The organism is uncultured Phascolarctobacterium sp. (assembly GCF_905212365.1).
Classification (GTDB): Bacteria; Bacillota; Negativicutes; order Acidaminococcales; family Acidaminococcaceae; genus Phascolarctobacterium_A.
Window position 1 is genome coordinate 1 of sequence record NZ_CAJMEH010000048.1, and the last position, 17470, is coordinate 17470.

Here is a 17470-nt window from a genome sequence, read left to right on the forward strand (position 1 = left end):
ATCGAAAACGGGCCGAGAGCCTTAACCCGCGCCCATAAAATTGAAAATTATTACGGCGCTGCCGCCAGCGGCCTGAAGCTTTACGCCGACGGTCTGGAACAAGCGCGTAAACTGGGCGCGACAATTATTCAGGACGAAGTTGTGGGCGTAGAATATACCGGCGGCTTTACGCTGACGCTGAAAAACGCAGGCGCAGCCTTGACCGCGCCAGCGCTCGTCCTCGCCACCGGCACAAAAAACATTACGCTCGACCTGCCGGGCCTGGCGGAATTGGAAGGCAGGGGCGTCAGCTACTGCGCCGTCTGCGACGGCTTCTTCTTCCGCAATAAGCGCGTGGCGGTCGCAGGCAGCGGCGCTTACGCCCTGCACGAAGCGGAATATTTAAAGCATTTGGCGAAATCCGTAACCGTACTAACCAACGGCAAGGACGATTCAATGGCACTTAGCGCAGGCTTCGCCGCCATCGCGCAGCCTTTAGCGGCGCTGACGGGAGAAGGCAGACTGCAAAGCATAATTTTTGCCGACGGCAGCGCGCTGGCAGTTGACGGACTTTTTATCGCGCTTGGCACGGCGGACAGCGCCGACATAGCGCGCAAGCTTGGCGCACAGCTTAACGGGCGCTTTATCCGCATTGACGAAAACTGCGCCACCAATGTTCCCGGCCTGTTCGCCGCAGGCGACTGCACAGGCGGCCTTATGCAAATCGCCAAGGCCGTCCACGAAGGCGCTCGCGCCGGGCTTGCGGCCATTAAATTTATCCGCGAGCAAAGCGTTGCAAAATAAAATTCCAAATGCAAAAAGCGATTCTTATATTTTAAAGCGAATAGCAATTTTAGCGCATAAGCGCATAAAATACGCTGCGAATTGCGTTTGCGATGCGAGATATGGAGTCGCCGTTAAATATTTAAAATCAAATTTTAAAAGGAGCGAATCATCATGGCATTAGAAATCACAGCCGCTAATTTTGCGGACGAAGTACTCGCCGGCGACAAAACCGTCCTGGTAGATTTTTGGGCGGAATGGTGCGGCCCCTGCCGCATGCAGAGCCCGATTTTAGAAGCTTTCGCGGCGGAACACCCCGAAGTAAAGGTAGCAAAAGTAGATGTGGATGCCAACGGCGAACTCGCCGAAAAATTCGGCATCATGTCCATCCCCACGCTGCTCGTTTTCAAAAACGGCAAGCTGGCAAAATCTGCCGTCGGCCTGCACGACAAGCAAGCGCTGGCCGCATTGACAGAATAAAACTGCAAAAGGAAAACGCCGCCCGGCAAAACGCATTTCATCTGCGTCCGCCCGACGGCGTTAATATTTTGATACCCAGATCAGAACTGTCTTTGACAGATAACTAGGCGACGCAATAAGGGCGTCTAGGATTCCCGTTTACGTCGGCGTAGGACACATCAAAGACATTACTAATGCAGATCTCGTTATTAATCTTTTAGACATCCAATAGGAACAACATAAACTCCATCTGACCTACGATAAGCATACTTGCCTATACCTGTAAGAACCATTAAAAAAGAGGCTGGTAGCATTTTGTTATCATCTATTTTATTCTTAAGAGCCTTTAAATTTATTGCTCCTTCTTCCACTAGCTTATCACCGCCCAACTTAATTTCAACCAAACCATATTGTCCATTTCTTAAATGGATTACAGCATCACATTCCAATCCATCCTTATCCCGATAATGATATACACTACCATTCAAAGCATCAGCAAATATTCGCAAATCCCTAACACAAAGCGTTTCAAAAAGAAACCCAAAGGTATTTAGATCTTTTAACAAATCATTTGGCCCAATACCTAAAGAAGCTACTGCTATAGACGGATCAATATAATACCGCGTTTCAGAAAACCGTATGGCCGTTTTTGAACGCAAATTAGGATTCCACGCAGGCATATCTTCTACTACAAAAATCTTTCGCAGCGCATCCAGATACGCAGCTACAGTATCCTCATTTATGGAATAATCCTCATTCACAGAAATATCTCTTGCTATAACTGTAACAGGTACTTGCGCTCCCTGATGTCTTGCATAAGAACGCATAAGCCGCTTTACTCGTTCCGGATTTTTCCTTGAATTATCCGCACGATTTATATCATTATGCACTACGGCATCAACATAATCCATTGCCTGTTCCAATGCAATTTCATCACGTAACCCAACCGCCTTAGGCCAGCCACCACGACAAATCAAAAAAGCTAATCGCTCAATACTGATATCTGATTCCCCGTCAATATCTTCTAAGCCATCAAATAAATTTCCTAAGCTTACTTCACCTGTCGAATCTTCGGACTCATATAAACTCATAGGCCGCATAGTAAGCCAGGCAAACCTACCGGTTCCAGAATGTGCGATATCTTTAGTATCAGGCGGAACTGCAGACCCCGTTAAGATAAACTGCCCCAGCTCTCCTCTATGATCTACCTCAAATCTTATGGCATCCCATAATTTCGGCGCAAGCTGCCATTCGTCAATCAATCTAGGAGTCTTACCTTTAAGTAATCTTTTAGGACTAAGTTCAGACATTGCTATATTCTGACTTTTAGTCTCCGGATCATCCATATAGAGAACGCTTAATGCTATTTGCTCAGCTGTAGTCGTTTTACCACACCATTTAGGTCCCTCGATCAACACCGCTCCTTTACCTTCAAGTTTACGCCTTAAAATATTATCAGCAATACGTTTCTTATAGACTTGCAAAAAATGTCCCTCCCTCACCTTTAACCGATACCATTATTATAGCAAGCAAAAACTAATGCATCAATATTTTTCGGCGTTTTGGCGGAATGTTTTTCGGCGTTTTGGCGGAATATTTTTCGGCGTTTTGGCGGAATATTTTTCGGCGTTTTATCAATTATGTAGTTACGCTTTTGCCAAAAGCTGTAGCCTATACCAAAATCCGCCCTTCGATATGAAGGACGGATTTTGTTTTTGGTTATTGCTTTTCCAGTCCAAGCAAAAACTCAACACACTGCTCCAATATGCTTTTAAATTTTCTCTCAGCAATTCGATATCAGCAGCCGCGGCCTCGTCCACATAACGTCCTTCATATCGAAAATATCCACGTCCTCGTCCACCAAAATAACTTGCTTCAATTCGGGGAACGCCGAGAAAGCCAGCAAAGTAACCGTACAACTTACCTTTATTGACAAATTTTTCTCGTCATAGTACAATGTACTACAAGAAGGGAGTTGATTATATGAGCTTTTCCATTAGATTAACCCAGGAAGAAAAATCTCTGGCCGAAAGCTATGCTAAGCTCCATTCCTTATCCTTAGGCGAAGCCTTCAAACGCGCTTTATTTGAACGCATCGAAGATGAATATGACATATCCATAGCCCAAGACGCTTACGCCGAATACGTTAAAGACGGCAAAAAGAGCAGGCCTATTGCCGATTTATGGAAGGAACTCGATTTATGAGCTACAGCGTCAAAACAACAGCGCGCTTCGATAAGGAATTTAAAAAGCTGGACCGCTATACGCAGCGCATGATTAAAGCGTGGATTGAAAAGCATCTTATAGATTGCGAAAATCCTCGTCAACAAAGGAAAGCGCTCACGGCGAACAGAAGCGGCCAATGGCGTTACCGCATCGGCGACTATCGCCTTATCTGCCTTATAGAAGACGAGCGCTTAGTTATCCTAGCTTTATCCGTCGGCCACCGGCGAGAACTTTACGATTAAAAATCAAAACTGCCGCAAGGATTATCCCCTGTCGTTTCGACAAAGGAAATTTCCTTGCGGCAGTCTTTTTTATTTTTCGTTTTTACTTTCGCCCTGCGTTTGGCGGCAGCGTTTCGCCGCCAGAAAAGCGCAGGCCTTTGAGTTTTTTATTTTTCAAAAACGACCGCGTAACTATTTAAGAAACCGGAACGCTGGTTTTCAATTAAAATTTTGTCGGCTTCTTCTACAGAAATAATTACGTCACATTTGTTAGTTGCGCGCTCCTGCAAGCTAACTTAGCCAATTCCAAAAATTATCGGCAATTACTTTTTCCGCATTTTCCATAGATTTTATAATAGCATCTTTATTAATAGCGTTCATGCCATCTGCTAGTTCATTTTTCAAGACAAATTCAACTTTACACATATTATAAAGCAAGCCAACTAAAAGAACTGTATTTTGAGTTAAAAGCTTTTCCTCCTCCGTAAAACACTTCCAATCTTCATGCCCCAAATACAAGACAATATTTTTTAGTTGCTTGAAATGCTCTACATATATTTTATTAACGTCGCGTAGCGTATTCTGATAATTATTCGACATAGTATTCAATTCGGCTAAATAAGAGCAAATTTTATTAATTTTAGCTTCTGCTTCTGACATTTGTTTCCATACATCGTCAGCATCATCCAGCATTTTGCTTCCTGCTAAACTAAATATCACACCGCCTACAAGTAAGAAAACACCTAATGTTGACGCGCCTAAAATAGTAGTGCCTAAAGCCACTCCCCCGCCTCCAGCAGCAATAGGTCCGCCGCCTAAGGCTGCCAAGGTAGCGTTCGTTGCCGCCGCACCGCTCAACGACGCTATCGGCGTCCCCGTAGAAGCAGTTCCTAAGGCCATTACAGTAGCTGTTGTCGCTCCTGCAGCTGCAAAACCGCCAGCAGTACCTAAAGCTGCGCCGCTTAACCCGCCTAAAAGTATGCCTGCGCCAATAGATACTTCTTCTAATTTTTCAGGATCATATTCAGGCAAAGTAACGCCGTTTTTAGAATAACTTTGGAAATGTGGTTTATTCTTTATCTTTTCAAATACGTTAGCAAAATCTTTAAAGCTATGCAAGATTTCTAATTCCAGCTTTCCTAAATTATCCATGCTGTTACTAGTCGCTATATTTTTATTCTTAAACTTTCTTATATTCATTTCATGACGACTGTTAGCTTGCCGGGCTATATCTTTGGCCTGTTTTATTTTTTTAGCCCCTTTTACTCCTTTGTTGAGGCCTACCACGCCTGCTGCTGCAGCAAGAGCTGCTAAAATTATTGGTAATGCCATAATTTAATTCCGCCTTTCCTTTACATAATATGCATAATTAAATTTATATGCAAATCATAATCTAAATTATGTTCGTTGAACTGCGCTCATTTTAATTAGCGCTATACAAATCATATCGATGCGTCATCTGAACTCCAAGATAGAATTTTTATCATTCATAAATTCGTCGAAGTTTCCTTGATAAGGCAATGCTATCCCCATTTCCTTATATTCAATTTTCAGTAAGACCTTTAAATCTTTTTCATTATTGACATTCTCCAGACACTTTAACATTTGCCTATATAAAGCTGTTTCTCTCCTAAAGCGTTCAAAATCTATTTTCTGCAGCTGCGTTATATATACAGTCAACGCTTCATTAATCCTGATATAGGCGTCAAGCTGCTTTTGCAACGAATAACTAAGATTAGATCGAATACATAATTCTCTTAATACCAAGTACGCCAACCTAAACCATGCAATAAGATTAATTCTCAAGAAAAAATTTACCCAACTTCCGCCGGAACGAAGCGCAGCATCAGCCCCATCCATTAAACATAAAGTTCCGTTGCCAAAAATCAGCATAACCCGTAAATCGTCATGCTGTTTATTCGGAATACATTCTGCCAAAGGCCGCTTATGATAAAAATAATGTTTAATAGACCAAACTAATTTTATCAATAAATCACACAGTATAACCGGTATAGCCATTGTTAAGCCAAAGCGAGCGTCGTAGCCTTGCTCAAATACTTTAGTAGCTAATTGTGCCAAAGTGTTTCTATTGTTATCAACTTCAAAAGAACCAAAATCACATAATTGAAACAACTCGTAAAAAGGAATTGTGATACCGCTTCCTCTTCCTACCGCGCCGGAACTACCGGCAATATCGGACATAATATGCCCTAGCCAATTTACCATTCCACAATATACCTTAGATATAAAAGTTTTTCCTTTCAGTTCAAAAGTTTCCGTTTGAACTGTTATCAACTGCCCGTCGCTTAAGAATGTTGAAGTTGATGTGAATTGATTTAGTATAGAAAAGAACAAACCTAAAGGATCAGGTGAGTGACCTAACGATTTCATGTGGTGATTTTTAGTAGACATCTTAAATAAATTACCAACCTTGCCAGAATGCTGTTGGTCATAATTCACCCGAAATGTTTGCTCTAATTTGCCTATTGCGCTAGCAACATTGTTTTCTTTTCCTTCTCGCGGATTCCACCCACAACGCCTCGCAAAAGACATAACTGCATTATCTACTTGCACGTCAGACCAAGGTTTCAGTTCGCTATTCGCCGGATCGCCGACAAAAAAGATGTCAACTAAACCAACTACAGCTCCACAGCCAACGAAAATTAAATAATCATATTTATCGCATTTATCATGATAAAACGCAGAACGAATCTCAGCTTTACTGCTACTACCGCTATAATTCATAATATTACCCTACCTTCAAAACGCTCTTTTATTTTACTCAACCATCAACTGGCTAGTATATTTTTATTATAAGTTCTCGTCCCCCCCTGTCAAACAAAAGTCGTGTCGAGCGACTTTTGCTTTGCAGCGCTAACGCGCCGGCTGCTGCACGCCAACACAAACCTCTCTAAAGGAATTCACTATATAAGCTACAATATCAAAACAACGACACGTTTTGAAAAACAAAATCAAAACTGCCGCAAGGATTATCCCCTGTCGTTTCGACAAAGGAATTTTCCTTGCGGCAGTCTTTTTTATTTTTCGTTTTTACTCTCGCCCTGCGCTCAGCGGCAGCATTCTGCCGCTGAAAAAGCGCGATCCTGGCGCTTGCTAATTTTTCAAGCCGCCAGCATATGCTTCCAGAACGGATAAGCGCTCAGAATAATTACCAGCAGCAGTACGAAAAAGTCGCCTGCGCTCAGCGGCTCCTGGGGCATATTTTTATAAGTATTGCTGCCGAAGCCTTTCAGCTCCATGGACAGCGCCAGCGTTTCCGACTTTGCCACCGCCCGCATTACCAGCGGACGGATAACTACTAAATAAGCCAAAAAGCGCTTCACCACATTGCCGCGATTGGAATAGCCGCGGCAGCTCTGCGCATCCAGCGTAATTTCACTGTCCGTGAGAAAGTTAGGCACAAAGCGCAGCGCCGTCGTCAGCATAAAGGCGTACTCGCAGGGCATCCGAAAGCGGTCCACTAAAGATTTAGCGATATCCTGAACGCGCGTGCTGGCCAGCAAGCACAAAAAGGCGATGGTCATAACCAGCATGCGCAGGCCGCCTGCCAGCGATACGTCCAACGGCGAGCCGAAAATCAGCTGCAGCAGCACCATCATGCCCGTGAACACTGCTAAACCGCCCAGCGCCGCCATGGTCATGCGGTCGTGCTTGATGTACAGCAGCAGCGCCAGCTCCAAAACCAAAATCGTCGCCACCGCTTCCACCGGCAGGATGAAAACCCAGGCTGTGATAGCCAGCGTCACAATAATTTTTGTAAAGGCAGTCAGCTTCATCTCATTCCGCCCCCTTCCCAACGGCGTCGATAAATTCTTCGGGCGCAGCGGCGTCCACGCCTAAAGCCGCCGCCAGCGAAGCCACCGTCGGGCAGCGCAGGCCCCAGCCTTCTACCGGCTGGCTGCCGTCGAAAAGTTTTTTCGGCGTGCCGTCGAACACTTTGCAGCCGTTGTGCAGCACAATGGCGCGCTTGGCGTAGCGCCGCACAATATCCATATCGTGCGAAATCAATACGATGGTAATGCCCCGCTGCTCGTTAATGGCCTGCAGGTAGCGCATCATGCCTTCCTTTTCCAGCGCGTCCTGCCCGTTGGTAATCTCGTCTAAAATTAACGTACGCGGGTTCAGCGCCAACGCTGCGGCCACGCCCAAACGGCGCTTTTGCCCGAAGGAAAGCAGGCGCGGATATTCCTTTTGCAGCTCCGTCAGTCCCATAGCATCCAGCGCCTCCAGCGTCTGCCGCTTAATGGTTTCCTCCGTCAGCTTTTTGGCGCGGGGGCCGTAAGCCACCTCGTCGAACACCGTGTCCTCCAAAATCTGCAAATCAGGATTCTGAAAAACGTAACCGATTTTATCGGCCAAATCGGCGGGCTCGCACTTGACGATATCCTCGCCGTCCACCAGAATCTGCCCGCTGCGCGGATGGCACAGCGCCATAAACAAACGGCTCAGCGTAGTTTTGCCGCTGCCGTTATGTCCCAGCAGCGCCACAAATTCGCCGTCGTTAATCAGGCAATCCATATCGTTAATAACAGGCTGCCCACGCAGGTAAGCAAAATTTACGTCCTTAGCCTCCAGCATCAGTCAGCCCTCCCTTCCTTAGCGACGATACCATAGGTTTTAAAATCGGCCAGCGCGTCCTGCTCGCTGCGCCAATCGCCCAAATCCACGGGCAGCTTTTCCTCCAGCCCCAGCTTAATCTGCCACAGCGCGGGCAGCAGCGGGCGCAGCGCCTTATCCTCGTACATTTTGGGCGCGGCGGCTTCAAAAGCGTCGGCAGCCGCCACCTCGCCCTCCTTGAGCACAATCATGTCGGTAACGTACGGCAGCAAATAATCCATGCGGTGTTCCACCGCTACGATGGTCGTGCCGTAGCGCTGGTGAATATCGTAAACCAATTTATACAGCGACTGCGCGCCGTCCGGGTCCATGGCTGAAACAGGCTCGTCCAGCACGATAATTTCCGGATGCACGGCCAGCGTCGCCCCCAGCAGCAAACGCTGCCGCTGCCCGCCGCTCAGCTCGTCCAACTGATAGCTTTCGCGCCCCGGCAAGCCCACGTCCTCCAAAGCGCGACTGGTGCGCTCGGCAATTTCCTCCGGCGCAAAACCGTGGTTCAGCAGCGCAAAGGCCACCTCCTCGCCCGCAGTCAGAGAAACCAGCTGGCTTTCGTAATCTTCCATAATAAAGCCCACGCGCATTGCCAAATCGGAAACGCGCTTACCTTTAGTGCTTGCGCCCAGCACCTCTACCTCGCCGCTGTAGCGCCCGCCCATATAATAGGGCACGATGCCCGTAATCGCCTTGCACAGCGTGGTCTTGCCCGCGCCGCTGGGCCCGGTAATCACAGTAAAGCTACCTTTTTTGATTTCCAAATTTATATCCTTGAGCGCCAAAGCGTCGGAGGATTTATATGCGAAGTAAAAATTTTGCAGCTTGATGACGCTTTCCATTTACTTGCCTCCCTCCTGCACATAAAACAGCTTGCGCACCGGCGCATAAAGGAAGAAGGTGATGAGCCCGTTGAGCAGGCCGACCACGGCTACTACGGGCAGCATTACGAAAACCCAAACGTGCAGCGGCAGCCCCAGCACCAGCTTCAAAATAAAAGTAAAAACGCCGCCGCTGGTCATGGTCGACAAAAAGCCCGTCACAAAGGGACGCAGCTTCCATTCGACCAAACCGGCGCTGAACATAGCCTTAACCAGCAGGCAGCAAACAGTCGCCCCGGCCAGCTCGCTGGCTACATTGCCCAAGGGAAAGGCAGATTTGGACGAAGGCACCAGCGTCAGCCCCGCAATAAAGCCGATGCCGACAGCCTGAGTCAACTTGGGCCGCGTCAGGTTGATAACGATGGAATACATAGCGATAGTCCAGTTAGGAGTAACGCCGCCCACATTGGGGCTCACCGTATGCAGAATAATGCCGATGGCCAGCAGCATAGCGGTAATCGCCACCCAGCGGTAGCCCTCCTGCATGGGCTCCACCTCGATGAGCTGCGGCACAGGCTTGCTTTTTTCATTCATAAATAACGCCTCTCTTTGCCAAAATGGATTGCATTTTATAATCGCCGAAAATTATAGACGGTTTAATTATACTATAATACTTGCGTTTTGTATCGCAAAAAATAAAAATAGACGCCGCAAAAAAAGTTAGCGTCTATTTTTGTTACATAAATACACTTTTATTTTCTGCGCCACAGCTCGTTGTGGAAGCAGGAATAAGCCCCCGTGTGGCAGGCTACGCCGGTTTGCTCCGCCTTAACCAAAATGGCGTCGCCGTCGCAATCGTAAACCAGCTCCACCACCTTCTGCAAATTGCCGCTGGTAGCGCCCTTGTTCCACAGCTCCTGACGGCTGCGGCTCCAAAACCAGGTATACCCTGTCGCCATAGTTTTGCGCAGCGACTCCGCGTTCATATACGCCAGCATCACCACGGCATTGGTTTTCACATCCTGCACCACGGCCGGCACCAGCCCCCTGGAGTCAAACTTAATCTGCGAAATATCTATCTCCATCAGCATCTCCTCCTTGCTAAACGGCAGCGCGTTTTATAACCGGACCTCAACGCCGCGGCTGCGCAGATATTCCTTAACCTGACGGATGGTAAAGGTTTTGTAATGGAAAACCGAAGCCGCCAGCACCGCGTCCGCGCCCCCCTCGGCCAAAACGTCGTAAAAGTCCTCCAGCCGTCCCGCGCCGCCGCTGGCGATAACGGGTACGTTGACCGCGCTGCTCACGGCCTTCGTCAGTGGAATATCGTAGCCGTTTTTCGTACCGTCGGCGTCCATGCTGGTCAGCAAAATTTCGCCTGCGCCCAGGGCTACGCCACGCCTGGCCCACTCCACGGCGTCGATACCCGTAGGCTTGCGCCCGCCCTGCACGTAAACTTCCCACTTATTTTCGCCGCAGCGGCGGGCGTCGATAGCCAGCACAATGCACTGGTTGCCAAAAATACGCGCGCCCTCGGCAATCAGCTGCGGATTTTTTACCGCCGCCGAATTCAGCGAGGTCTTATCGGCTCCGGCCAACAAAGCGCTGCGGATATCCTGCACGCTGCCGATGCCGCCGCCCACTGTCAGGGGCATGAACACCTGCCCCGCAGTTTTGCGGATAACGTCCAGCATAGCCTTACGCTCCTCAAAGGTTGCCGTAATATCCAAAAACACCAGCTCGTCGGCTCCCTCCGCGTCGTAAGCCGCAGCCCGCTCCACCGGGTCGCCGGCGTCGCGCAGCCCCACAAAATTAGTGCCCTTCACCACGCGCCCTTCCTTCACGTCAAGGCAGGGAATAATTCTTTTCGTCAGCATGCTATTCCTCCTTCGCCAAAGCCAAAGCTTCCCGCAAATCTACAGCTCCAGTATAAATAGCCTTGCCGATAATGCAGCCCGTTACACCGTCTGTTTCCACCGCTTTCACCCGGCGGATATCCTCCAGCGAAGCCACACCGCCGCTGGCGATAATTTCCACACCGCAGGCGCGGGCCAAAGCCGCCGTCGCCTCCGCATTAACGCCGCTTAACATGCCGTCGCGGCTGATATCCGTAAAAATAATCTTATCCACGCCGTAAGATGCCATCTGCTTGGCCAGCTCCATGGCAGCCACACCGCTGCCCTGCCCCCAGCCCTCGATGGCTACGTCGCCGTTTTTCGCGTCGATGCCCACAGCAATATGGCCGGGGAATTGGCGGCAGGCTTCGGCCACCAGCTCTGGGTTTTTCACCGCCGCGCTGCCCAAAATAACCCGCTGTACGCCCATTGTCAGCAGCTTGTCGATGGCCTGCATATTGCGGATGCCGCCGCCCAGCTGCACCGGCAGCTTAACGCTTTGCAGAATGCGCTCGATAACCGGCAAATTTTTGCCCTCGCCAGCTAAAGCGCCGTCCAAATCCACCAAATGCAGCCACTGCGCGCCGCAGTCCGCCCATTTAAGAGCCATCTCCGCCGGATCGTCGGCAAAAACAGTTTCGGCGTCAAAGCGCCCTTCGGTCAAACGCACGCAGCGTCCGCCGCGAATATCGATAGCAGGATAAATAATCATAAATTCCACTCCTTAAAAGCCCGCAGCAGGCTCATGCCTGCCCGGCTGGATTTTTCCGGATGAAATTGAAAGGCCTGCACGTTGCCGCGCCCCACGGAAGCCGTAACCTCCATGCCGTAATCGCAGACCGCCGTAATCAGCGACGCGTCTTCCGGCACGCAGTGAAAGCTGTGGACGAAATACACGTACTGCCCCTCCGCACCGTTCATTAAAGGCGACTGGCTGCGCAAAGCCAGCTTGTTCCAACCCATGTGAGGAATTTTATAAGAAGTGCTTAAATATTTTACCTGCCCTTTAAAGAAGCCTAACCCTGCTACTCCGGGCGCTTCGTCGCTGCCCTCGAACAGCACCTGCATTCCCAGGCAAATTCCTAAAAATGGCTTGCCGCCGTGCAAAGCGTCCATAATTACGGGAATCAGCCCGGATTTTTGCAGATTAGCCATGCAGTCGCCAAAAGCGCCCACGCCCGGCAGAATAATTTTTTCGGCAGCGGCGATAACGTCCCTGTCCTGTGTCACCACCGGCTCGCCGCCCACTGCGGCAACGGCGTTGCTGACGCTGTACAGATTGCCCATACCGTAATCGATAATCGTGATTTTATTGTTCATTAAGCTGTTCTCCTTAAATAAAAAATAAATAAACGAAATAAGGATAGTATTATTGCCTTGCTTTGCCTCAACTTTGGCAGCTCCCGCTTGTCCTAAGCGACAATCCCTGTTATAATTATAATATATTAGATCCTTAAAAACTAAAAAAGCAGTAAACGGCAGCGCACACCAGCGCGCCGCAATGCTTGCGTAAAATTTATACGCAGCTTAGCAGTACCAATACGGTTACATCTTTGGCAGTAACCGGCGGTACTGCTTTTTTTATTTTCAGTCAAAGGAGTGATTATTTTGGATGCCATGACGCCGTAATTTCCACCAACGCTTTTACACAAAATATGCTATAATTAAAGGAGAAGCAATATGACGCAGTATAAATTTGAAAATCTGCCCATCAGCAACGATTTTATGTTCAAAAAAGTTATGCAGAATAAGCGGCTCTGCCAAAAATTAGTCAGCGCCATTATGCAAAGGAAAATCGCCGATATTATTTACACCGAAACGGAGCAGACCGTAGACCCCTATTACGACAGCAGGGGCGTGCGCTTGGACGTAATCATTGACAACGCTAAACACACCCGCTATAATCTGGAAATGCAGGTTAAAAATATTTTGGGCGAAACTATCGGCGAACCGCTGCTGCCGAAACGCACGCGCTATTATCAGTCCGTGACCACATTCCTACGGACGCTTTCACGCAGGAAGTGGAAGCGGAGGTAATAAGGCTGCGGCAGGACAAGAAAGTGAGGCGAGAATTTATGGTACTGTCTACTAGATTAAAGGACGAGCGTATGGCAGGGCGCGCCGAAGAGCGTGAAAAGCGCAATCACGAAATAGCGCTAAAGATGCTCAAGGAAAAATACTCCTTAGCGCAAATATTAACGCTTTCTGATTTGAGTAAGGAAGAAATTTACGCCTTAGCCCAGGCCAACAAGCTAAAGGTTACAGAATAAATCCTCGTTTATGGCTCCAGAACGCTCCGTGCATACTCTGCAAGCAGAATGCACGGAGCTTTTTATTGCTCCTACAGGCTGCCCTTGCTGCTCATCACCCCGCGAACGCGCCTGTCCAGAGCCACGGCTTCGGCTAAAGCCCGTGCGAAGCCCTTGAATATAGCTTCAATAATATGGTGCGTATTTTTGCCGTAAAGCACGCGGATGTGCAGCGTCAGCCCAGCGTTGACGGCCACGGCCCGGAAAAATTCCTCGGTCATTTCCGCGTCGTAAATGCCCAGCTGCACCTTAGGGATATCGGCGTCAAAAACGAGATAAGGACGGCCGCTGAAATCAAGGCACACCTGCACCAGCGCCTCATCCATTGGCAGAAAGCAGTTGCCGTAGCGGTGAATCCCCGCTTTATCGCCCACGGCTTCCTTTAAGGCCTGCCCCAGCACGATGCCGCAATCCTCCACCGTATGGTGGCTGTCCACGTCTAAATCGCCCACAGCCTGCACCGTAAGGTCGCTGAAGCTGTGCTTGGCCAGCAGTGTCAGCATATGGTCAAAAAAGCCGATGCCCGTATTGATGTCGCAGCTGCCGCTGCCGTCCAAGCACCATTCCGCGCTGACACCGGTTTCCAAAGTTTTGCGTTCTACCGTACCGCTTCTCATAGCTTACCTCCCTCCGCGTCGATGCACAGCTCCGTCAGGCAGGCCAGAATCCGTTTATTTTCCTCCGGCAGTCCCACGGTGATGCGCAGGCAGCCCGTAAGTACGGGATGGCCGGTAAAATCGCGCACTAAAATGCTGTTTTGCAATAAATATTTAAAAAGCATTTTGCCGCTGGCAGCCTGTTCGTTTAACTTGTCATCGTATTTAGCGGCATACAGCTGCGCCAGCTGCCGCATCAGCCGTCCCTCGGCGCGCAGCAGCACAAAATTAGTCGCCGTCGGCCAGACTCTCAGGCCAAGCTTCTGCATATAAGCCGCCATTTTATCGCGCTCCTCGCGGATCAGCTTAATGCGCGCCTTGTACAGCTCTTTATTTTCGTAAACGGTTTTTGCCGCCATCAGGCTATAAGCGTTGACGTGATATGGCAGCAGCGCCTTGCCCAGCTGGCGCATTAAGCCCGCAGCGCCCACGACGTAGCCGCAGCGCAGTCCCGCCAGGCCGTAAGCCTTGGAAAAGGTGCGAAAAACCATAAGGTTGCTGTAGCGTCCCACAAGGCTCATGGTGGAACCGGCCACCAGCCACAGCTTGTGCAGGGGCCGCATATCGTTGGGCGGCAGCTCCTTGCCGTCGGCAAATTCCATATAAGCCTCGTCCATAATCACGGGGCAATCCACGTTGGCGATAATTTTTTCCATCGCGGCCAGGCTGTTGTAATTGCCCGTAGGGTTATTGGGATTGCAGACGATAAGCAAAGACGGCTGCTGCTCCTTACACAAGGCGATTACCGCGTCCGCGTCTACATAGCCCTCCTCGGTCAGCGGATAGCGCAGCGTTTCGCTTTCGCTGAGGTCGGAGTATTCGCCGTACATGAAAAACGATGGCCAGGGCACGGCGATTTTTTTGCAGGGTCCGCCGAATACGTAGCAAGCCTTTTCCAGCAGTTCGCTGGAGCCGTTGCCCACCTTCACGCAGTCCGCGTCCAACCCCAGCTCGTCGGCAATGGCCTGACAAAGATTTTCGCCCTTAATAGGCGGATAGCGGTTAAAGGGGAAGTGAGCCGTGCGCGCCATTATGGCGGCGGCCACCTCCTGCGGCAGCGGGTAATTGCTTTCGTTAGCGTTGACGATGATATCGGCGGCTACGCTTTCTACGGCGTATTCCTCCATAGACTGAATGCTTTTGCGTACAGAAAACTCTTGCATTTTATTTCTCCTTGCCTACGCGCTTGCGGATAGCGTTGGCGTGAGCCTCGAGGCCCTCGGCCTCCGCCAGGGTGATGATGTCGTCGGCGGCGGCAAAAAGAGCCTCTGCCGTATAAGCGATAATGCTGGTTTTTTTCATAAAGGTTTCCACGTTGAGCACGGAATAGAATTTAGCCGTGCCGCCGGTTGGCAGCACATGATTGGGGCCTGCGTAATAATCGCCCAAAGGCTCCGGCGAATAAGCGCCCATGAAGATAGCTCCGGCGTTGCGGATGTAGGGCATAACCTCGAAGGGCGCCTTGGTCATAATTTCCAAATGCTCCGGCGCAGATAAATTAGCCATTTCGATTACCGTGTCCAAATCCTTGGCCAAAATAATTTTTCCGGCCTGGGCCAGCGACGTTCCGGCGATTTCCTTACGGGGCAGCTTATCCAGCTGCACTTCAATTTCCGCAGCTACGGCGCTAGCCACGCGCTCGCTGTCCGTTACCAGAATAGCGCAGGCCAGCGGGTCGTGCTCCGCTTGGCTTAATAAATCGGCGGCCAGGTAAACCGGGTCGGCGCTGTCGTCGGCCACGATTAAAATTTCGCTGGGGCCTGCCAGCATATCGATATCCACATGGCCGATGACGGCTTTTTTCGCCAGCGTAACGAAAATATTGCCGGGCCCGGTGATTTTTTCCACCTTGGGTACGGTTTCCGTACCGAAGGCCAGCGCTGCTACGGCCTGCGCGCCGCCCATTTTATAAATTTCGGTTACGCCGATAAGCTTGGCCGTGACCAGCACGTTGGCGTTGACCTTGCCGTCCTTTCCGGGCGGTACGGCCATGACGATGCGGGGCACGCCGGCGACCTTCGCCGGGCAGGCGTTCATCATCACGGACGAGGGGTAAGCGGCAGTGCCGCCGGGAACGTAAATGCCCACGGAATCCACCGGCGTTACCTTCTGCCCCAGCAGCGAGCCGTAAGGACGGTTGGTGAGCCAGGTTTTGGGCATTTGCTCCTCATGAAATTTCATCACGTTGGCGATGGCCCGCTGCAGCGCAGCCTTCACCTCCGGCTTTACAATAGCTTCGGCCTCGGCAAATTCTTCCTCGGTAACGCGGATATTTTCCGGCGTCAGCTCCGCCTTGTCTATCAGTTGAGTGTAATAAAATAATTTAGCGTCGCCCTCGGCGCGCACGTCGGCCACAATCTGCTCCACTACCTGAGCGGCGGTCATGTGCCTGCCGAACATAGCGTCCGTGCCCGCCTGAATCCGCGGGGACAGCTCCACCTCGTCAAAGGATTTTTTCTTCATCAAAGCGGCGATTTCGGCCGCGTTCATTTTTCTGGCGTCGGTAACCTGCATTTTTATTTTTCCTCCTCATTTAAAACAATACGCAAATCTTCCACCAGCTTATGCAGTCTGGCAAATTTCAGCTTAAAGCTGGCGCGATTGGCGATCAGCCGGGCCGTGGCGGTAAAAATGGAATCCACCTCGGCCAATTTATTTTCTTTCAGGGTGCGCCCTGTTTCTACAATATCCACAATCATTTCGCTGAGGCCCACGATGGGACCCAATTCGATGGAGCCGTTCAGCTTGACGATTTCCGTTTGAATGCCCAATTTATTAAAATAAGCCTTGGCGCAGTTGGGATATTTCGTCGCCACCCGCAGATGGGCGTAATCCTTCAGCGACGGGCACAGCTTGGCCTCCGGCACGGCCATCATCAGGCGGCAGCGCCCAAATCCCAAATCCAGCAGCTCCACTACGTCCTTATCCTGCTCCAGCAGCACGTCCTTGCCGATGATACCGATATCGGCGGCGCCGTATTCCACATAGGTGGGCACGTCCACCGTTTTGGCAATTATGAAGCGCACCTTGGTTTCCTCGTTGCTGATGACCAGCTTGCGGGAATCCTCCGTAACATTTTCCGCGCTGTAGCCAACCTGAGCCAGCAGGCGCACAGCTTTATCAAACAGCTTGCCCTTGGGCAAGGCTATAGTAATATATTCGTCCATTGCGTTTCCTACCTTTCCTCAGGCTACATAAACTAAACTGCTGCAGCAGTATTCTTTGACGGCGGCGGCAGCGGCGGCCAAATCCATGGCTTCGGTACACAGCTTTACGCTGCGCCCCTCGCCCCGCAAGGCCGTGGCCTTGGCGATAGCCTCCGGCAGCTTGCCCTCGCTCCAGGCCACCAGAACGTCCCAGCTGCGCACGGCGCCGACCAGGCCGCTGCGCTCCAAGGCCAGCGCTACGCGGTCCGCGCCGAGGGAAGGCTCTACGCAGTAAGGAACGAACGTTTCGTTGGTGAAGGGGTCCATGTATTCCATGGACTTGCCG

The 17470-nt window shown here is 50.2% G+C and carries 20 protein-coding genes and 3 pseudogenes; 6 read left to right on the forward strand and 17 right to left on the reverse strand.

Going from position 1 to position 17470, the window contains the following annotated elements:
• A partial coding sequence (locus QZ105_RS07775) for an FAD-dependent oxidoreductase (RefSeq protein WP_293729283.1) occupies window positions 1-783 on the forward strand: 783 nt, incomplete at its 5' end.
• 150 nt (window positions 784-933) lie between these two features.
• Window positions 934-1242 (forward strand): thioredoxin, encoded by a 309-nt coding sequence (gene trxA / locus QZ105_RS07780; RefSeq protein ID WP_366936020.1) that lies wholly within the window; start codon window positions 934-936, stop codon window positions 1240-1242.
• Between the two features lie 188 nt (window positions 1243-1430).
• Here trxA and QZ105_RS07785 read toward each other — a convergent pair whose 3' ends face one another.
• Window positions 1431-2705 carry a DUF4143 domain-containing protein gene (locus tag QZ105_RS07785; protein WP_293729285.1) on the reverse strand — a complete coding sequence of 425 codons (1275 nt, stop codon included), beginning with the start codon at window positions 2703-2705 and terminating at the stop codon, window positions 1431-1433.
• A 329-nt stretch (window positions 2706-3034) separates the two neighbouring features.
• Window positions 3035-3127: pseudogene (locus tag QZ105_RS07790) on the reverse strand (hypothetical protein); the annotation flags it as partial.
• A gap of 77 nt (window positions 3128-3204) precedes the next feature.
• On the opposite strand from QZ105_RS07790, the gene relB reads away from it, so the two are divergent.
• Together relB and QZ105_RS07800 are read left to right on the forward strand one after the other, a co-directional pair.
• Window positions 3205-3426: a type II toxin-antitoxin system RelB family antitoxin gene (relB, locus tag QZ105_RS07795; protein ID WP_293729286.1), complete on the forward strand. Its 222-nt coding sequence runs from the start codon at window positions 3205-3207 to the stop codon at window positions 3424-3426.
• On the forward strand, window positions 3423-3689 hold the full coding sequence (locus QZ105_RS07800; RefSeq protein ID WP_293729288.1) for a type II toxin-antitoxin system RelE/ParE family toxin: 267 nt from the start codon (window positions 3423-3425) through the stop codon (window positions 3687-3689). The genes relB and QZ105_RS07800 overlap by 4 nt, the downstream gene beginning before the upstream one ends.
• A 270-nt stretch (window positions 3690-3959) precedes the next feature.
• On the opposite strand, the gene QZ105_RS07805 is transcribed toward QZ105_RS07800, so the two are convergent.
• The 10 genes and pseudogenes from QZ105_RS07805 to hisH all read right to left on the reverse strand — a co-directional run bounded on the left by QZ105_RS07805 (window position 3960) and on the right by hisH (window position 12333).
• Complete coding sequence (locus QZ105_RS07805) at window positions 3960-5000, reverse strand: hypothetical protein (protein ID WP_293729290.1); 1041 nt, start codon at window positions 4998-5000, stop codon at window positions 3960-3962.
• Window positions 5001-5123: 123 nt separating this feature from the next.
• Window positions 5124-6413, reverse strand: a complete 1290-nt coding sequence (locus tag QZ105_RS07810) for a hypothetical protein (RefSeq protein WP_293729292.1) — start codon at window positions 6411-6413, stop codon at window positions 5124-5126.
• Between the two features lie 377 nt (window positions 6414-6790).
• The gene (locus QZ105_RS07815; protein ID WP_293729294.1) at window positions 6791-7465 is read right to left on the reverse strand and encodes an energy-coupling factor transporter transmembrane component T; all 675 of its coding nucleotides are present in this window, start codon (window positions 7463-7465) and stop codon (window positions 6791-6793) included.
• Window position 7466: 1 nt separating this feature from the next.
• Window positions 7467-8267 (reverse strand): energy-coupling factor ABC transporter ATP-binding protein, encoded by an 801-nt coding sequence (locus tag QZ105_RS07820; RefSeq protein ID WP_293729296.1) that lies wholly within the window; start codon window positions 8265-8267, stop codon window positions 7467-7469.
• The gene (locus tag QZ105_RS07825) at window positions 8267-9139 is read right to left on the reverse strand and encodes an ABC transporter ATP-binding protein (RefSeq protein ID WP_293729298.1); all 873 of its coding nucleotides are present in this window, start codon (window positions 9137-9139) and stop codon (window positions 8267-8269) included. The genes QZ105_RS07820 and QZ105_RS07825 overlap by 1 nt, the downstream gene beginning before the upstream one ends.
• Complete coding sequence (locus QZ105_RS07830) at window positions 9140-9712, reverse strand: tryptophan transporter (protein WP_293729300.1); 573 nt, start codon at window positions 9710-9712, stop codon at window positions 9140-9142.
• Window positions 9713-9897: 185 nt separating this feature from the next.
• Window positions 9898-10203, reverse strand: a pseudogene (gene hisI / locus QZ105_RS07835) (phosphoribosyl-AMP cyclohydrolase); the annotation flags it as partial.
• A gap of 33 nt (window positions 10204-10236) precedes the next feature.
• Window positions 10237-10995 (reverse strand): imidazole glycerol phosphate synthase subunit HisF, encoded by a 759-nt coding sequence (hisF, locus tag QZ105_RS07840; protein ID WP_293729304.1) that lies wholly within the window; start codon window positions 10993-10995, stop codon window positions 10237-10239.
• A gap of 1 nt (window position 10996) precedes the next feature.
• Window positions 10997-11725 (reverse strand): 1-(5-phosphoribosyl)-5-[(5-phosphoribosylamino)methylideneamino]imidazole-4-carboxamide isomerase, encoded by a 729-nt coding sequence (gene hisA / locus QZ105_RS07845; protein ID WP_293729306.1) that lies wholly within the window; start codon window positions 11723-11725, stop codon window positions 10997-10999.
• On the reverse strand, window positions 11722-12333 hold the full coding sequence (gene hisH / locus QZ105_RS07850) for an imidazole glycerol phosphate synthase subunit HisH (RefSeq protein ID WP_293729308.1): 612 nt from the start codon (window positions 12331-12333) through the stop codon (window positions 11722-11724). Before hisH ends, hisA begins: the two co-directional genes overlap by 4 nt.
• Before the next feature lie 360 nt (window positions 12334-12693).
• Between hisH and QZ105_RS07855 the strand changes: the two genes are divergently transcribed.
• Together QZ105_RS07855 and QZ105_RS07860 are read left to right on the forward strand one after the other, a co-directional pair.
• Window positions 12694-13050, forward strand: a complete 357-nt coding sequence (locus tag QZ105_RS07855; protein ID WP_293729310.1) for a PD-(D/E)XK nuclease family transposase — start codon at window positions 12694-12696, stop codon at window positions 13048-13050.
• 38 nt (window positions 13051-13088) lie between these two features.
• Window positions 13089-13283, forward strand: coding sequence for a hypothetical protein (locus tag QZ105_RS07860; protein WP_293729312.1), 195 nt, complete (start codon window positions 13089-13091; stop codon window positions 13281-13283).
• A gap of 71 nt (window positions 13284-13354) precedes the next feature.
• Here QZ105_RS07860 and hisB read toward each other — a convergent pair whose 3' ends face one another.
• The 5 genes and pseudogenes from hisB to QZ105_RS07885 form a co-directional block, all read right to left on the reverse strand.
• A complete protein-coding gene (gene hisB / locus QZ105_RS07865; protein ID WP_293729314.1) occupies window positions 13355-13939 on the reverse strand; it encodes an imidazoleglycerol-phosphate dehydratase HisB in 585 nt (194 codons plus the stop codon).
• Window positions 13936-15141, reverse strand: coding sequence for an aminotransferase class I/II-fold pyridoxal phosphate-dependent enzyme (locus QZ105_RS07870; RefSeq protein WP_293729316.1), 1206 nt, complete (start codon window positions 15139-15141; stop codon window positions 13936-13938). Before QZ105_RS07870 ends, hisB begins: the two co-directional genes overlap by 4 nt.
• A gap of 1 nt (window position 15142) precedes the next feature.
• The gene (hisD, locus tag QZ105_RS07875; protein ID WP_293729318.1) at window positions 15143-16492 is read right to left on the reverse strand and encodes a histidinol dehydrogenase; all 1350 of its coding nucleotides are present in this window, start codon (window positions 16490-16492) and stop codon (window positions 15143-15145) included.
• Window positions 16493-16494: 2 nt separating this feature from the next.
• On the reverse strand, window positions 16495-17145 hold the full coding sequence (gene hisG, locus QZ105_RS07880) for an ATP phosphoribosyltransferase (protein WP_293729320.1): 651 nt from the start codon (window positions 17143-17145) through the stop codon (window positions 16495-16497).
• 18 nt (window positions 17146-17163) lie between these two features.
• Window positions 17164-17470 (reverse strand): annotated as a pseudogene (locus QZ105_RS07885) (hypothetical protein); the annotation flags it as partial.

Coding starts and splice junctions, on each gene's coding strand:
- QZ105_RS07855 (WP_293729310.1), top strand. CDS start 12,694: ATGACGCAGTATAAATTTGAAAATCTGCCCATCAGCAACGATTTTATG.
- QZ105_RS07810 (WP_293729292.1), bottom strand. CDS start 6,413: ATGAATTATAGCGGTAGTAGCAGTAAAGCTGAGATTCGTTCTGCGTTT.
- QZ105_RS07815 (WP_293729294.1), bottom strand. CDS start 7,465: ATGAAGCTGACTGCCTTTACAAAAATTATTGTGACGCTGGCTATCACA.
- QZ105_RS07825 (WP_293729298.1), bottom strand. CDS start 9,139: ATGGAAAGCGTCATCAAGCTGCAAAATTTTTACTTCGCATATAAATCC.
- relB (WP_293729286.1), top strand. CDS start 3,205: ATGAGCTTTTCCATTAGATTAACCCAGGAAGAAAAATCTCTGGCCGAA.
- hisG (WP_293729320.1), bottom strand. CDS start 17,145: ATGGACGAATATATTACTATAGCCTTGCCCAAGGGCAAGCTGTTTGAT.
- hisD (WP_293729318.1), bottom strand. CDS start 16,492: ATGCAGGTTACCGACGCCAGAAAAATGAACGCGGCCGAAATCGCCGCT.
- hisH (WP_293729308.1), bottom strand. CDS start 12,333: ATGAACAATAAAATCACGATTATCGATTACGGTATGGGCAATCTGTAC.
- QZ105_RS07820 (WP_293729296.1), bottom strand. CDS start 8,267: ATGCTGGAGGCTAAGGACGTAAATTTTGCTTACCTGCGTGGGCAGCCT.
- QZ105_RS07830 (WP_293729300.1), bottom strand. CDS start 9,712: ATGAATGAAAAAAGCAAGCCTGTGCCGCAGCTCATCGAGGTGGAGCCC.
- hisB (WP_293729314.1), bottom strand. CDS start 13,939: ATGAGAAGCGGTACGGTAGAACGCAAAACTTTGGAAACCGGTGTCAGC.
- QZ105_RS07800 (WP_293729288.1), top strand. CDS start 3,423: ATGAGCTACAGCGTCAAAACAACAGCGCGCTTCGATAAGGAATTTAAA.
- QZ105_RS07805 (WP_293729290.1), bottom strand. CDS start 5,000: ATGGCATTACCAATAATTTTAGCAGCTCTTGCTGCAGCAGCAGGCGTG.
- hisF (WP_293729304.1), bottom strand. CDS start 10,995: ATGCTGACGAAAAGAATTATTCCCTGCCTTGACGTGAAGGAAGGGCGC.
- hisA (WP_293729306.1), bottom strand. CDS start 11,725: ATGATTATTTATCCTGCTATCGATATTCGCGGCGGACGCTGCGTGCGT.
- QZ105_RS07860 (WP_293729312.1), top strand. CDS start 13,089: ATGGTACTGTCTACTAGATTAAAGGACGAGCGTATGGCAGGGCGCGCC.
- QZ105_RS07870 (WP_293729316.1), bottom strand. CDS start 15,141: ATGCAAGAGTTTTCTGTACGCAAAAGCATTCAGTCTATGGAGGAATAC.